Origin of the sequence: Vreelandella subterranea (assembly GCF_900111305.1) — a bacterium.
Classification (GTDB): domain Bacteria; phylum Pseudomonadota; class Gammaproteobacteria; order Pseudomonadales; family Halomonadaceae; genus Vreelandella; species Vreelandella subterranea.
In genome coordinates this window covers 13,624-27,816 of record NZ_FOGS01000009.1, presented here as the reverse complement: position 1 = coordinate 27,816, position 14,193 = coordinate 13,624, and the positions used below count along the sequence as shown (strand labels likewise).

Annotated in this window: 13 protein-coding genes; 7 read left to right on the top strand and 6 right to left on the bottom strand. The window is 57.2% G+C overall.

The window, feature by feature from the left end; translation table 11 throughout:
* The first annotated feature begins 1 nt into the window (after nt 1).
* The 4 genes from BMX75_RS13305 to pepQ are packed head-to-tail and all read left to right on the top strand — an operon-like array spanning nt 2 to nt 4,342.
* The gene (locus BMX75_RS13305; protein WP_092828696.1) at nt 2-1,018 is read left to right on the top strand and encodes an ABC transporter ATP-binding protein; all 1,017 of its coding nucleotides are present in this window, start codon (nt 2-4) and stop codon (nt 1,016-1,018) included.
* Nucleotides 1,015-2,082 carry an ABC transporter ATP-binding protein gene (locus BMX75_RS13300; protein WP_092828694.1) on the top strand — a complete coding sequence of 356 codons (1,068 nt, stop codon included), beginning with the start codon at nt 1,015-1,017 and terminating at the stop codon, nt 2,080-2,082. Before BMX75_RS13305 ends, BMX75_RS13300 begins: the two co-directional genes overlap by 4 nt.
* Nucleotides 2,083-2,128: 46 nt before the next feature.
* On the top strand, nt 2,129-3,043 hold the full coding sequence (locus BMX75_RS13295) for a LysR family transcriptional regulator (protein ID WP_092828692.1): 915 nt from the start codon (nt 2,129-2,131) through the stop codon (nt 3,041-3,043).
* A 9-nt stretch (nt 3,044-3,052) separates the two neighbouring features.
* Nucleotides 3,053-4,342 carry a Xaa-Pro dipeptidase gene (pepQ, locus tag BMX75_RS13290; RefSeq protein WP_092828690.1) on the top strand — a complete coding sequence of 430 codons (1,290 nt, stop codon included), beginning with the start codon at nt 3,053-3,055 and terminating at the stop codon, nt 4,340-4,342.
* Nucleotides 4,343-4,452: 110 nt separating this feature from the next.
* On the opposite strand, the gene BMX75_RS13285 is transcribed toward pepQ, so the two are convergent.
* Together BMX75_RS13285 and BMX75_RS13280 are read right to left on the bottom strand one after the other, a co-directional pair.
* Entirely contained in the window at nt 4,453-5,067 is a 615-nt protein-coding gene (locus tag BMX75_RS13285) for an OmpW/AlkL family protein (RefSeq protein WP_175474743.1), read from the bottom strand.
* 574 nt (nt 5,068-5,641) lie between these two features.
* Nucleotides 5,642-5,830 carry a PIN domain-containing protein gene (locus BMX75_RS13280; protein ID WP_245748553.1) on the bottom strand — a complete coding sequence of 63 codons (189 nt, stop codon included), beginning with the start codon at nt 5,828-5,830 and terminating at the stop codon, nt 5,642-5,644.
* Between the two features lie 320 nt (nt 5,831-6,150).
* Between BMX75_RS13280 and BMX75_RS13275 the strand changes: the two genes are divergently transcribed.
* Nucleotides 6,151-7,005, top strand: coding sequence for an AAA family ATPase (locus tag BMX75_RS13275; protein ID WP_092828688.1), 855 nt, complete (start codon nt 6,151-6,153; stop codon nt 7,003-7,005).
* Nucleotides 7,006-7,008: 3 nt separating this feature from the next.
* Nucleotides 7,009-8,190, top strand: coding sequence for a vWA domain-containing protein (locus tag BMX75_RS13270; RefSeq protein ID WP_092828686.1), 1,182 nt, complete (start codon nt 7,009-7,011; stop codon nt 8,188-8,190).
* Nucleotides 8,191-8,216: 26 nt separating this feature from the next.
* On the opposite strand, the gene BMX75_RS13265 is transcribed toward BMX75_RS13270, so the two are convergent.
* Entirely contained in the window at nt 8,217-8,780 is a 564-nt protein-coding gene (locus tag BMX75_RS13265; RefSeq protein ID WP_092828684.1) for a hypothetical protein, read from the bottom strand.
* 127 nt (nt 8,781-8,907) lie between these two features.
* On the opposite strand from BMX75_RS13265, the gene BMX75_RS13260 reads away from it, so the two are divergent.
* Nucleotides 8,908-9,306, top strand: coding sequence for a RidA family protein (locus BMX75_RS13260; protein WP_092828682.1), 399 nt, complete (start codon nt 8,908-8,910; stop codon nt 9,304-9,306).
* Here the strand turns inward: BMX75_RS13260 and BMX75_RS13255 are convergent.
* The 3 genes from BMX75_RS13255 to BMX75_RS13245 form a co-directional block, all read right to left on the bottom strand.
* Nucleotides 9,266-10,732, bottom strand: coding sequence for a cobyric acid synthase (locus BMX75_RS13255; protein WP_092828680.1), 1,467 nt, complete (start codon nt 10,730-10,732; stop codon nt 9,266-9,268). The two genes, BMX75_RS13260 and BMX75_RS13255, sit on opposite strands and share 41 nt — an antisense overlap.
* 122 nt (nt 10,733-10,854) lie before the next feature.
* Complete coding sequence (locus BMX75_RS13250) at nt 10,855-13,053, bottom strand: S8 family peptidase (protein WP_245748551.1); 2,199 nt, start codon at nt 13,051-13,053, stop codon at nt 10,855-10,857.
* 236 nt (nt 13,054-13,289) lie between these two features.
* On the bottom strand, nt 13,290-14,156 hold the full coding sequence (locus BMX75_RS13245; protein WP_092828676.1) for a bifunctional transcriptional activator/DNA repair enzyme AdaA: 867 nt from the start codon (nt 14,154-14,156) through the stop codon (nt 13,290-13,292).
* Nucleotides 14,157-14,193: the final 37 nt, after the last annotated feature.

The window sequence follows — 14,193 nt, the reverse complement described above, 5'->3', positions numbered from 1 at the left end:
CATGGCACTACTGGAAGTGACAAATCTGGACGTGCGCTTCGGCCTGCGCCAAGGCGAAGTGCGCGCATTGCGCGACGTGAACTTTACCCTTGAACGCGGCGAGCGCTTAGGCATTGTCGGCGAATCTGGCGCGGGCAAATCCGTGGCCGCGTTTTCGCTGCTCAACCTGATTGCCAAACCCGGCTTTATCGCCGGGGGCAGCATCAGCTTTGAAGGTAAAACGCTCAATACCATGTCCGAACGCGGCCTGCGCAAAGTGCGCGGCAACCGCATCTCGATGATTTTCCAGGACCCGATGATGACGCTGAATCCGGTCCTGTCCATCGGCGAACAAATGGTGGAGTGCCTGAAGGCCCACCGGCGTATTTCAAGCAAGGAAGCCAGCGCCATTTGCCTGGACAAACTGCGCCAGGTACAGATTCCTTCGCCGGAAACCCGCCTGGACCAGTACCCCCACGAACTCTCCGGCGGCATGCGCCAGCGGGTGATCATCGCCATCGCGCTACTGCTGGACCCGGATATCATCATCGCCGACGAGCCCACCACGGCGTTGGACGTGACCATTCAGGCCGAAATCATGGCGTTGCTTCTGGAGCTCTGCGAGCAGCACAACGTCGGCTTGATTCTGATCACCCACGACCTGGGGGTGGTCAGCCAAGTCACCCAGCGCATGCTGGTCATGTACGCCGGTCGCGTGATCGAGCAGGGACCCACGCGGGAGATCATCAACGACCCGCAGCACCCCTATACCCAAGGGCTGATCAACGCCCTGCCGCAGATGGCAACGCCCGGCGAAAGGCTCAACCAGATCCGCGGCAGCATGCCGTCGCTTTCAAACCTGCCCAGCGGCTGCGCGTTTCACCCGCGCTGTAACTTTATCAATCGCGCCGATGGAAAGCCCCGCCCTGCCTGTATCGAGCAGGTTCCCGGCTTCGTCGAGTCCGGCAACTGCCGCGTGGCGTGCCATATGGTCGCTGAAATGCTTGAAGACCGCCGCTTGAAGGAGGAAACCTCATGACCGCGCCCGCTGAGGCCATGGCGGCCCACCCGACGCCGACCCAGAACGAGAAAAGTGACGACTCGCTGCTGCAGATTCGCGGCTTGAAAAAGCGCTTTTCTTTGTCGGGCGACTTTCTTGAACAGCTACGCTTCAAGGGTGGCAAGCTGGTTCGCCACCAGGAATACGTGCATGCCATCAATGGCGTGGATCTCGATATCAAGCGCGGCGAAGCACTCTGCGTGGTCGGCGAATCCGGCTGCGGCAAGTCCACCGTCGCGCGCATGGTGATGGGGTTGATCACCCCTTCCGAGGGTGAAGTTCGCTACGCAGGCGAGCGCATCGACAACCTGAGCTCGCGGCAACTGCTGCCCTACCGCAAGCGCATGCAGATGATCTTCCAGAACCCCTATGCATCGCTCAACCCACGCATGACCATCCAGCAAACGCTGGAAGAACCGCTACGGCTGCACCATCCGGATTGGCATCGCGAGAAAATCGACGCCAAGGTCGAAGACGTCATGCAATCGGTCGGCATTGACCCGGACTGGGGCAAGCGCTTCGGCCACGAATTTTCCGGTGGCCAACGCCAGCGTATTGCCATTGCCCGTGCCCTGGCCGTCGACCCTGAGTTCATCGTTGCCGATGAGCCCATTTCCGCGCTGGACGTCTCCATTCAGGCGCAGGTACTCAACCTGCTGATGGAAGCCCAGCAAGAGCGCAACCTGACCTATCTGTTCATCACCCACGACCTGGCAGTCGTCGAACATTTCGGGACCCGCGTTGCCGTCATGTACCTGGGCACGGTATGCGAAATTGCTACCACCTCGACATTATTCGCCAAGCCACGCCATCCTTATACTCAGGCGTTGCTGTCGGCGATTCCACGCCTTGAAGACGACCGCCCCCAGCACATCCGGCTTTCTGGCGAAGTACCTACACCGGTGAATCTGCCCAGCGGCTGCGTGTTTCATGGCCGTTGCCCCCATGCCAATGCGCGCTGCAAACAGGAAATTCCTGTCCTGCAGACACAGGATGACGGCACGCGTGTTGCATGCCACGCTGTTGAAGAAGGCCGCCTATGAGGCGGTCGTCGGACCTTAGATGGCGCTATGCACGGAGAGGTAAGGCATGGAAATTCGCTGGCTAGAAGACTTTATCGCCCTGGCCAGAACGCGACACTTCTCCCGCGCTGCCGATGAACAGAACGTCACACAACCCACTTTTTCCCGGCGTATCAAGCTGCTGGAAGAGGAAATGGGCGTGACGCTGATCAACCGGCAAACACTGCCGCTTTCCTTGACCCCGGCGGGAGACGAGTTCTTGCTGCTGTGCGAGCAGGTCACTGACCGCGTACGGCTGACGCGAGACCGCGTTCGGGAAATCAGCGCGGGTCAGAAGCGGCGCATCATGGTGGCCGCCCCACAGAGCCTGCTGGGGCAATTTCTACCCGAATGGCTGGCCACGACGGGCTGGCAGGAGCGTGTTCAACCCTACCTGCGCGCCACCGGCTGGGTGGCCAGCGACTATTTCCAGGCGCTCCAGCACGGCGAATGTGACCTGGCGATCTGCTACTGGCCGATTGGGCGCTGCGATCTGGACATCGACACCAGTTCCTGCACCTACCGCGTCATCGGCCATGAACGGCTGATTCCGGTGACCGGTGTCGACGAACACTCGGCGCCGAGAGCATTATTGCCGGGCAGCCGCCAGCAGCCACTTCCCTGGCTCGCCTATCCACAACGAGGCCTGCTGGGTTCAGCGGTGACCGCCCACCTGGCGCGATTACCCCAGAGCAGCTATTTAAACGCCCAGAGCGAAAACCTCTATGCGGCGGGTATCAAGGAACTGGTGCTGCTCGGCTACGGGATGAGCTGGCTGCCCGAACGCAACGTCGAGGCTGAGCTTCGCCAGGGTAGCCTGGTCCGCGCGGGCGACAGCCGCTGGGATGTGCCCATGGAGCTTCGCCTGTATCGTCACCAAGGCCAGCACCACGCGGAACTGGATAGCTTTTGGAGCGAACTTACACCGCTTCGCACTTACTAGGGACCCTGCATGTCTAAGCAACTCTATCACTTGCAGCAAGAGCACCTGTCGCGCTTGCAGCGCGACTATGCGGCCTTGCTCGAAGAACACCGGCTCGATTGCCTGGCAATCTATAGCGGGCATGCCAACGCCTTCTTTGGCGACGACCAGGCACCGGCCTTTCAGACCTACGGCCACTTCATGCATTGGGTGCCGCTGGCCGACGTGCAACATAGCTGGCTGGTGATACGCCCTCATCAACGGCCACAACTTTATCTCTATGCCCCGGCGGACTTTTGGCACCTGCCGACCCGGCTTCCCGAAGAACCCTGGGTCGACGAATTCGATATCCACCTGTGCAGCGACCACGTCAGCCCCGCGCTGGATGGTCACGCCGCAATTATCGGCGACGTGGCGCAGCTGCCCAACGCAAGCCTGAAAGCGCAACTGAACCCTGCCACATTGTTGAATCGCCTGGACGAGCGTCGCATCGTCAAGTCTGACTATGAAATCGCCTGCCTACGTGAAGCTAATCGGCTCGCGATCGCCGGGCACGAGGCCGCCCAGGCAGCCTTCCTGGGCGCGTCCGGCGAGCTGGATATCCAACTTGCCTACCTGGCAGGTAGCCGCCAGCGCGAGTCAGCGGTTCCCTACCAGAATATTATCGGCCTGAACGACCACGCGGGCGTCCTCCACTACCAGCACTACGACATAAGCCCGCCCAGGCGACGCCATAGCCTGCTTGTCGATGCCGGAAGACGCTTTCGCGGTTACTGCGCCGATATCACCCGCACCCACGCCGGACCAGATGCCCCGGCGCTATTCGGCGAGCTGGTTGGGGCCATGCACGGCCTGAAAGACGAACTGGTTCAGGGCGTTACGGCAGGTACGGATTTCATCGCGCTGCACGAGCAGATGCACCAGCGGCTGGGTGATATTCTGATCGCCCATGACCTTTTCCGTGGCAGCCGCGAACAGGCCGTTGCCGAAGGCGTCACCCGTGCCTTCTGTCCGCATGGGCTGGGGCACTCGCTGGGATTACAGGTGCATGACGTGGCCGGTTTACGCCACCCGGACGGCACAGCGGCTCCGCCGCCCAACGAGCATCCGGCGCTTCGTCTTACGCGTACGCTTTCCAGCGGCATGGTCGTGACCATCGAGCCCGGGCTTTATTTCATTCCCATGCTGTTGGCGCCCCTGCGCGAGACATCGCTGCCCATCAACTGGGCGCTGTTGGATTACTGCATGCCCTGCGGTGGCATTCGCATTGAAGACAATATCGCCGTGACCGACCAGGGGCCGGATAACTTGACCCCTTGAGCTAAAGTCGCACACGCCTGATATAAAAACGCCCAGCTGAGCTGGGCGTTTGTTCTAGCTTGGTTAACGCAACGATGGGCGTTCACTACGGCCGTTTAGAAAATAGCCGTTTAGAAACGGTAAGTAATACCGCCACCGACGGTTACCGGATTGACGTCAACAGCACCAACGTTATTACCGTTGGATGTAATGTCGGCGTCCACGTCGGCATAGCTGACATAGCCGTTAAGCATGATATTGTTTGTTACGGCCAGATCGAGACCCGCTTGGCCAATCGCACCATAGCTGTCATCGACTTTGATACCGGCGCCAATGTCTTCGCTGTAGAAGTTGGTATAGTTAAGACCTACGCCTACGTAGGGCTGAATGCGCGAATCGACACCCCCCATCGGGTAGTAGTTGAACAGCGCGTTGATTGGCAAACGCTCAACGCTACCGGCATCAGCACCGGCCGCAGTCGTCAGGTCATGCTCAAAGCCTTCACCGCTGTTCAGCTCGATGCCGAACTTGTCATGGAACAGATAACCAACGCCGTAGCTGTAGCCGTTTTCACTTTCAACGTCGAAGTCTGCTCCCCCTGCGTTGGTGTTGTCGGAAGCGATGTCCGTTTTAGCGACCCCACCGCGAACAAAAATATCACCCGCAGTGTATGCAAGTGCGGCTTGGCTTGCCACGGCAAAGCCAGCGGTGATCACAGCGGCCGTTACAATTTTAAATTGGTTCATCAGGGTCAACCTCTCAACTTTCGCTTGGAGTCCGTTATAAAGCGTCATGTACCACTTACATGGGCAACATCCATATTGTTGGCGACGCCTCGATTACTTGTACAGTAATGAGTATACGAACACCGTTTCCAAACGTCACGTAAAATTTTGTTATAGCATTAAGCACAAAATATGCAGGGGGAGGCCAAATGACAGGCAAAAAAAAGTCCCCCGAAGGGGACCCAGGTGGAGCACGCCAGCTCACTCGGTGTATCGCTGAAAGTTAGCAGCGATGTAGGTGAAGAAGGGAGAGAAGCAAACTATCAAAGCCGTTGTTTCTCTATTCACTCACCCTTTGCCATATATATTGCGAACTGCGTGCCAATATTTTAAAAAACATTATTAATCAGATAGTTATAAAAAACAAAGCTTTGCCAATTTCTGAGGAGCACTTTTCGTGAGGGAATATGCGCACCACGAACGATCAATTTATCAGTCCAGCGGCTCATGATGATGCAGTGCACACTCCTGCAATAGCGACATATGAAAGATTGGGGAGGTGTGTGGCAGAGAGTGCCAGGGAGAGTTAAGCCATTTAAGCTGGACGAAAGATGTCTAACGCCAGACCATCGATATGCCGGTAATGACGATCACTGGCGGTTAGTAAGGGCAAGCCCAGCTCCATAGCCGTCGCGGCGATGAGCGCATCCGCCATCTGCATGTTATGGCTAAGCGCATAACTTTCGACCAGGAAGGTGGCACGCGACGAGGTACCTTCGTCCAAATGGAACCCACCAGTCGAGCACAAGGCTTGCCGCGACAAGTGATGTCGACGGTTTCTCCACGCTGTGTCGCGGCTAAGAGCGCCTTGGTTTGTAAACGCAGTTGCTTTACGTTGGCATGCATGGCGTAACCTCTCTTAGCCGCTGTCATTATCCCTATTATGGCAACTATGACAGTTGCCGACTCACTAAGTTACTCAAGCAAGTGTAACTTTACCAATAACGCTAGACCAGCCATTGGCCTTGGGGTGACCCTCACGTACACTTGTTTGAATCCGTTTACCCTTTTATAACCCTGCTTTCGACAAGCCGAGGCTCTCCCATGGCGTTTGAATCCACTTCTTCCTACATCGCAACCGATGCGCTCAAGCAGGCGGTCAATGCGGCCGTGGTGCTAGAGCGGCCGCTATTGATCAAGGGCGAACCGGGCACCGGCAAAACCCTGCTGGCCGAAGAACTCGCCGAGTCGCTCGGTACCCAGTTGATCACCTGGCATATCAAATCCAGCACCAAGGCGGCCCAGGGGCTTTATGAGTATGATGCCGTGAGCCGTCTGCGTGACTCGCAGTTGGGTGTTGAAGGCGTCGAGAACGTCGCCAACTACATCAAGCCCGGCAAGCTATGGGAAGCCTTCAGTACCGGCGAGCGGGTGGTGTTGCTGATCGACGAAATCGACAAGGCCGATATCGAATTCCCCAACGACCTGCTCCAGGAGCTGGATCGGATGGAGTTTCACGTTTACGAGACCGGCCAAACCATCCGCGCCGAGTATCGCCCGATCATCGTCATCACCTCCAACAACGAAAAGGAGCTGCCGGATGCGTTCCTGCGCCGCTGTTTCTTCCACTACATCGAATTCCCCGACCGCGAGACCATGCAGGCCATTGTCGACGTGCACTTTCCTGACATCGCTCCCCGGCTGGTCAGCGAAGCCCTGGAAGTCTTTTTCGACCTGCGTGACGCCCCGGGACTCAAGAAAAAGCCTTCAACCTCGGAACTGGTGGACTGGCTGAAACTGTTGATGGCAGATGAGCTGGCTCAGGAAGCGCTTTATAACCGCGACCCGTCAAAAGCACTGCCGCCCATGGCCGGTGCCCTGGTCAAAAACGAGCAGGATACCCAACTGCTGGAGCGTCTGGCATTCATGATGCGCCGCCAGAAAGGCAGAGGCCGCTAAGCCATGTTTATCGGCTTGTTTGAAACATTAAAACGCGCAGGCGTGCCGGTCTCGCTGCGCGAGCTGCTCGACCTTCACGCCGTGGTAGAGCGTGGCGTGGTATTTGCCGATATGGAAGCGTTTTATCAGGTGGCCCGCACGGTGATGGTCAAGGACGAGCGCCATTTCGACCGCTTTGACCGGGCCTTCGCTGCCTGGTTTAAAGGCCTCGAGGACATGGACGCCGCCATTGAAGCGCTGATCCCCGATGACTGGCTGCGCCGTGAGTTCGAGAAGCAGCTGACGGAGGAAGAAAAAGCCAAGATCGAGTCCCTGGGCGGCCTGGAAGAGCTCATTGAGACGTTCAAGAAACGCCTGGAAGAGCAGAAAGAGCGCCACGCAGGTGGCAATAAATGGATCGGTACCGGCGGCACCAGCCCCTTTGGCGCCTACGGCTACAACCCGGAAGGCATTCGCATCGGTCAGGACGGTTCACGCCACCGGCGCGCCACCAAGGTATGGGACGAGCGGCGCTTTCGCGACTACGATGACTCGCTGGAGCTGGGCACGCGTAATATCAAAATGGCGCTGCGCCGCCTGCGCAAGTTTGCCCGCCAGGGCGCGCTCGAAGAGTTCGACGTGGATAGCACCATCCGCGAAACCGCCAAGGACGCCGGGCTGCTCAACGTGCAGATGCGCCCTGAACGCCACAACGCGGTGAAGGTGCTGCTGTTTTTGGATGTGGGCGGCTCGATGGACGACCATATTCGCGTCTGTGAAGAGCTGTTTTCGGCGGCCCGCTCCGAGTTCAAGCACCTTGAGCACTACTACTTTCACAACTGCCTTTACGAAGGCGTTTGGCGGAACAATATGCGCCGCGGCAGCGAGCGCATCCCGACCATGGAGGTGCTGCATACCTACGGCGCGGATTATCAGGTGGTGATTGTCGGCGATGCGGCCATGTCGCCTTATGAAGTGACCCATCCAGGCGGCAGCGTGGAGCACTTCAACGACGAACCCGGCGGCCTGTGGCTCAAGCGCCTGTGCGAAACCTTCCCGCGCCTGGCATGGCTTAACCCCATGCCCCCAAGGGCCTGGGAGTACACCTACTCAACGCAGCTTATCCGCGAGATCATCGGCGACCGCATGTACCCCATGACGATGGAAGGACTGGAAACCGCCATGCGGGAACTGGCGAAAAAGTAGTCGCCTGGTCACTGCATGATTGGCCTTTAAAAGGCCTCGGGGAAATGTGCCAGGCCATCGACAAATAACTGCTTAGCCTGGTCAAACGCTGCCGGGTCATGCTTGAAGCGACGTAAAATCAGCGCTTCGTCAATGGCCACCGTCGCGGTGAGTTCCTCGACGGTATTGGCCGGGTGGCGAGCGCCTAACCCGATCCGCTGACCCTCGGCGCCGTCCAGCCAGCGCTTAATGCCGCACTGCTGATAAAACGCTTCCTGTTCAGCGTCGCCAGCATCAACACGCAGCGGTGCTTTAAGCGCCAGTTCGCTTATTAGCCACACCTTGGCCTGGGGCGCCTCCAGGTCGCAGGCGTGGGTCAGTGCCATCCCTTCGCCCTCTTCGTCCAATACCAGCAGCGCGAGAGCCTGGGGCTTGCCTTCGCCGTCAACCGCCGCCACCAGGCGCGCGGCTTCTTCGGCCAGGAGCACATTGCGTGTGCCGGTAAATACCACGAGCGGCGTCAGCCCGGCGGACTGGCCATAAACCTCTGCGCACAGCCGTGCCAGGCAGGCATCCTGCTGTGCTTTCTGGTCTATTTGGATTACTTTCATGAGGTCCCCCGCTCGCCAAAAGCGGCAAGCCTAGTGTAAACAAAGCCATTTTAACAGCGCCACGCAACATGAACCTAGCGAGTGTTAACGTGTCGGACTCTTAACCAGTCACCATAAAAGGATGATTATGACGAAATTTATGAACGACCCCACCATGCCCACACCGAGTTTCCCCGGTAGCCATATGGTGATGGATGATCGATATGTGTTTATTTCGGGGCTAACGGTTTCTGACCTGTCGAACGGCCATGCGGCCAAGGGCGACGTCAAGGAAGAAACCCGGTTAGTGATGCGCGCCATTTTACGCATGCTCGAAATGGAAGGCGGCAGCCTGGCAGACGTGCTGCGCGTGGACGTTCACCTGACTGACCTGAAGACCATCAACGACATGGACAGCGTCTATGCCGAGTTCTTCGAGCCGGGCCGCTACCCAGCCAGAACCTGTACCGAATCGCCCAATATCTGTGGTGGCTGCCACGTCGAGATCACCGTGATGGCGACGCGCCAGCTCCCAAAAGAGCAATAAGCGCCTCGATATCCAGGTGCGCCTCTAACGTATCGGCCAGACGGTCCAGCTCTCGCTCCCGATGGGCGCGATAATCCAGGCGCTGGGCCGCTGACAATCCCAGGCGCGTTAACAGCGCCTGGCAAGCCTCTGAATGATCAAACAGGCCGTGCAGATAAGTGCCCATCACCTGCCCATCGTCGCTGACGGCGCCATCACGGTGGGTGCCTAGGTCAAACAGCGGCTGGGCCAGCGCAGTGCCTTCGCTTACGCCATTGTGAATTTCGTAGCCCGTGACGCTCGCCCCTTCGGCCACCGTCACGCCACTCACATTGCGTAGCTGTTTGCCCGCCACCATACGCGTGGTGAGCGATAGCAGCCCCAACCCCATGACACGCTCGGCCTTGCCCTCCAGGCCGTCAGGGTCCTCCACCCACTCGCCGAGCATTTGAAAACCACCGCAAATACCCAGCAACTTGCCGCCGTAGCGCAGGTGACGCTGAATTGCCCTATCCCAGCCCTGGCGCTTTAACCATGCCAGATCACTCGCCGTACTTTTACTGCCCGGCAGGATAATCACATCGGCCGCAGGAATCGGCTCATCTGCGCCGACAAAGGTGAGGTTTACCTGAGGATGCAAACGCAATGGATCAAAATCGGTGTGATTACTGATGCGCGGCAACGCAGGTACCACGACGTTGAGCAACTCCCCCTGGGTAGGCGCGTGGGTCAGGCCGATGCTGTCTTCGGCATCCAGCAGCAACCCTTGAAGGTAGGGCAAGGTGCCCAATACAGGCTTGCCGGTGTGTGCTGTCAGCCACTCAATGCCTGGGGTTAACAAGCTCATGTCGCCACGAAAGCGGTTGATCACAAACCCTTTCATACGCGCCTGCTCGCTTTCGCTCAGCAGCGCAAGCGTCCCCACCAACTGAGCAAACACCCCGCCTCGCTCAATATCGCCCACCAGTATCACCGGGCAGTCAGCCGCTTCGGCAAAGCCCATATTGGCGATGTCACCCTGACGCAGGTTGATCTCAGCGGGGCTGCCCGCGCCTTCGGCGATAATCACATCGAAGCGGCTTTCCAACGCCTGCCACGCGGCCATCACGCTCTCTTTGGCGGTGCGCTTGAAGGCGTGGTAATCCATGGCGTCCATATGGCCGTAGACCTTGCCGCGTAAAATCACCTGCGAACCACGATCGCTTTCCGGTTTGAGCAGCACCGGGTTCATATCGCTGTGTGGCTTAACGCCAGCGGCCTGGGCCTGCAGTGCGGTGGAACGGCCAATTTCGCCACCATCTTCCGTAACGGCGCTATTGAGCGCCATGTTTTGAGGCTTGAATGGCGCCACCGATATGCCACGCCTGGCCAACGCACGGCATAGCGCAGCCACCACGGTGCTTTTGCCCGCATCCGAGGTGGTGCCCTGAATCATCAGTGTGGCCATAAGGAGGTCTCGTCCAGGTAAACAAGAGCGAGACTGTAGCGGGATAGAGTTAACGTCGCAACAACGGCTAGCAAAAGCTCTTAGCAGCATTCTCCGTATATCAGTCGCTCCGCTGAGTCTTGCTACCAATCAATACGATAGTTCACCATTGCAGCGCTATCACTGCTGGCATTAGCGTTATGACCGGGTTCCATCGTATGTAGCAAGTTAAACTGCAGCTGGCTACGTTCACTGGGCTTGAACGCATAGCCTAGTTCAATATCCATTTGGCGCCCCGAAGGCGACAGCGACGCTTCACGCGTTTCACGGCGTACAGCGCCGTCCAAAGTGCGGCCAATGGGCACATCGAATGTCGCCGTCGCGCTATCGATGCGCAAAGGCTGGCGAAGTGTCAGCGCTGCTCGCTCATCGTTCTTCTGCCACTGAAGACCTACGGCCATTTCCTGGGCACTAATATCATCAATGTGGGCAATCAAACCGCTCCCTTCGGCATCGCCACGCCCCTGCTCAAAGTCGGCAAAGGCGGCAACCCCATTAGCTACTTTCGCCTGTAAACCAGCACCGGCAAACGTCATCTGATTGCGTTCACCAAACGCAAGAGCCCCCGAGCCGTTGCCACCGAGCAGGCCATTTTCCTCATTCAAGCGGCCCACATGCGTTGTCAGGGTTAAGACGGGCGTTAGTTGATAGGCTAGCTCAACGTCAGAGCGGTTGGCACGATAGTCACTACCGATACTTATATCGTCTTCGACATCACCCACCCAATAGGAAGTAGAGATACTCAGCTTATCGGTCAAAGAATAACGTGCTTCTATGCCGTTAACGCTTTCAAACGAATTGGTAACCGTCGCGCCGGACTGGAATGAAATCATCGGCATCATGCCCGAAGCCGCATAACCGGTTGTTGGATCAATCTGGTTGCCCGCGTAGTTGAACGCGCTTAGGGTGGTATTACCAAAACGGCCATCGAAACGGCTGCTTAGCAAATCCCCCGCGGCATTCACACTCGAAGTAAAGTGGAAATTATCCGTTTGCATCGACTCCGTTTGCGTGGCCTGCGCCGACGTAAGCGACATCCGCTCCATCTGATCACGTAAGTGGTGAGCACGGCTTAAGCGCTGCTGCGTTTGATGTCCCAGGTTCATTTGGTAGTCACGCCCCAGGGAATCAAATACAGCGACACCATCTAATACACCCGACTCAGAAAGCGAATCACCATAGGCTGCTGAAAGCTGCATATAAGACGCCTCAGCCAAATCACCGCCTGCCATCACCCGATCACTTTGAGGCACTATCAAATCACCATCTGGCGCTAATGCAGCGTCTATATCGGCTTCTCCCTGGCCGAGGTAAAAAGTGCCACAGTTTAAATTCGCGGCATCGCCACACGTATTTTGCTGATAAAGCACGCTGGTTTGGCTGGCCGTATCCAACAAGTGTTGGCTCGCTTGTTTTGCGGTCAAATGAGGCCATTGACCCACAATGCCGGCCACATACTCAGAAATTCTGGCGGCTGAAATAGACGTTCCCTGTGCACCTACCGCTGGATTAGCAAATTCAGTCGCAATACTACGCCGCTGGAGCTCAGTATCTGCTCCCGGATAGCTGCTGGAAGGGTGAATTTGGCCATCCTCAGACGTTCCCACTGCAATCAGCATCATGTTGAAGAGTTCGGGTTGGCTCGCATAAATCGGGCGGCCTTGGGTATCAATGGCAGTGCCGTCATTACCGGCGCTTACAACGTAGATAGCGCCCTTACCTTGGTTGGCGCTTACCACTCGCTGGTAAGACTCAGACGATGTTACGCCGTTAAACGCGAGATTCGGGTCGCTTGCTTCAAGACGTCGTGAAAAACTGGCATTGACGACTCTCGCGCCACGCTGGGCAGCTTCCCCAATGGCGTAATCCAGTGCGTTATTAAAGGTCACGCCATCGCTATCAGCGACTTTCAAGAGGTCAAGGCGTGCATTACCTAACGAACCACCGGTAATGGTCGACGCCACCACGTTGCCGTGCCATTCATTGCCTCCGCTGACATCCGTACTCCCCGTATAGATATTCAGGCTATCAATCACCAATTCGCTGTTGACGATGTCATCCACATCAAAACCCGTATCGGCGACTGCCACACGTACGCTAAGGGGCTCGCTTGGGGCTATATTGGTTGTCGAATCGCTATCTGAAGGGGCCGTATTGCTGCTAACGCCCCCACCGCCGGAGCTGCAAGCAGTCAACGAAATGCTGCCCAGCGCAACAGCGACAGCCAAAAAAAGCGGGTGCCTGTCAAACATCGCGGACAACCGGGGGGAAAACATCATCATTAGGCAATAACGCTCGCTAGGTAAGCTACCGGAGGGAAAAGCAAGCGCATTTAATACTAGGTCATGCCAAACAATCAACCTATAAACTACTACTTGACTCATTATTTTTTAGTACGTTAATGAACACTTTCTAATAATATAAAGTAGTTATTATTCATAAAGATAAGGTGTATTTAAAAACAAAAAACTTAAGATATGATGCACATGGGGTTTAGTCGACTAATATTGATTCACCTCTAATGTCTGATAAAACAGCTTTCCGGTTTAGGTGCTGTATCCTTTAACTGCGCCAACTCCCAGGCTTGCACCATCTGCTTCTTCGCCACGCCCCAGCGGTAGCCACCTAGCGCACCACTTTGTTGAATCACCCGGTGGCAGGGAATCCATATCGCGATGGGGTTGGCACCCACCGCATTGCCTACCGCCCGCGACGACTTGGGCGTGCCCAGCGCCTGGGCGATATGCGAGTAGCTAGCCAGTTGGCCTTCTGGAATGGTCAGCAGCGCCCGCCATACAGCGATTTGGAAGTTGGTGCCGGTCACATGCAGCGACAAAGTGGCAGAGGCATCGCCTGACCTGTTGAAAAGCGCCTCCACCGCAAAACGCGTGGCGTCAGGATCGTGATGAAGCGTGGAAAGTGGCCACTCTTTGGCAAGCCGTGCCAGCAACTCGTCGGCACTGGTGGCATCCACAAACCCCATGCGGCAGATACCCCGCGGCGTGACCGCCACGAACAGGCTACCCAGCGGCGTGGCGTGAACGCCGTAAGCAATCTCGACGCCCTGCCCCTGGCGCTTGTGCTCTCCAGGAGTGACCGCGTCCAACTGCACAAAGTGATCATAAAGCCGCGAGCCACCGCTAAGCCCCAGCGTATGGGCAATATCCAGCAGTGAGCTAGAGGATGCCATCAACTGCTTGCCGCGCTCCAGGGTCAGCGCCTGCAAAAAACGCTTGGGGCTGATCCCGACATAACGGCAGAACAAACGCTGAAAGTGAAAGGCGCTCAAATGAACGTGAGCAGCCACCGCTTCCAGCTTGGGCTGTGCGGCCGCATGGGCCACCATGTAATCCATGGCTTTCTCGATACGCTCATAGTCGTTCATTGTCGTCTCTCACATCGTCGTATTAACCGTTACCTTC

Excerpts from the sequence above, each read along its gene's own strand:
- BMX75_RS13275 (WP_092828688.1), top strand. The coding sequence starts at position 6,151 with ATGGCGTTTGAATCCACTTCTTCCTACATCGCAACCGATGCGCTCAAG.
- pepQ (WP_092828690.1), top strand. The coding sequence starts at position 3,053 with ATGTCTAAGCAACTCTATCACTTGCAGCAAGAGCACCTGTCGCGCTTG.
- BMX75_RS13300 (WP_092828694.1), top strand. The coding sequence starts at position 1,015 with ATGACCGCGCCCGCTGAGGCCATGGCGGCCCACCCGACGCCGACCCAG.
- BMX75_RS13245 (WP_092828676.1), bottom strand. The coding sequence starts at position 14,156 with ATGAACGACTATGAGCGTATCGAGAAAGCCATGGATTACATGGTGGCC.
- BMX75_RS13260 (WP_092828682.1), top strand. The coding sequence starts at position 8,908 with ATGACGAAATTTATGAACGACCCCACCATGCCCACACCGAGTTTCCCC.
- BMX75_RS13270 (WP_092828686.1), top strand. The coding sequence starts at position 7,009 with ATGTTTATCGGCTTGTTTGAAACATTAAAACGCGCAGGCGTGCCGGTC.
- BMX75_RS13255 (WP_092828680.1), bottom strand. The coding sequence starts at position 10,732 with ATGGCCACACTGATGATTCAGGGCACCACCTCGGATGCGGGCAAAAGC.
- BMX75_RS13250 (WP_245748551.1), bottom strand. The coding sequence starts at position 13,053 with ATGATGATGTTTTCCCCCCGGTTGTCCGCGATGTTTGACAGGCACCCG.
- BMX75_RS13285 (WP_175474743.1), bottom strand. The coding sequence starts at position 5,067 with ATGAACCAATTTAAAATTGTAACGGCCGCTGTGATCACCGCTGGCTTT.
- BMX75_RS13305 (WP_092828696.1), top strand. The coding sequence starts at position 2 with ATGGCACTACTGGAAGTGACAAATCTGGACGTGCGCTTCGGCCTGCGC.
- BMX75_RS13295 (WP_092828692.1), top strand. The coding sequence starts at position 2,129 with ATGGAAATTCGCTGGCTAGAAGACTTTATCGCCCTGGCCAGAACGCGA.
- BMX75_RS13265 (WP_092828684.1), bottom strand. The coding sequence starts at position 8,780 with ATGAAAGTAATCCAAATAGACCAGAAAGCACAGCAGGATGCCTGCCTG.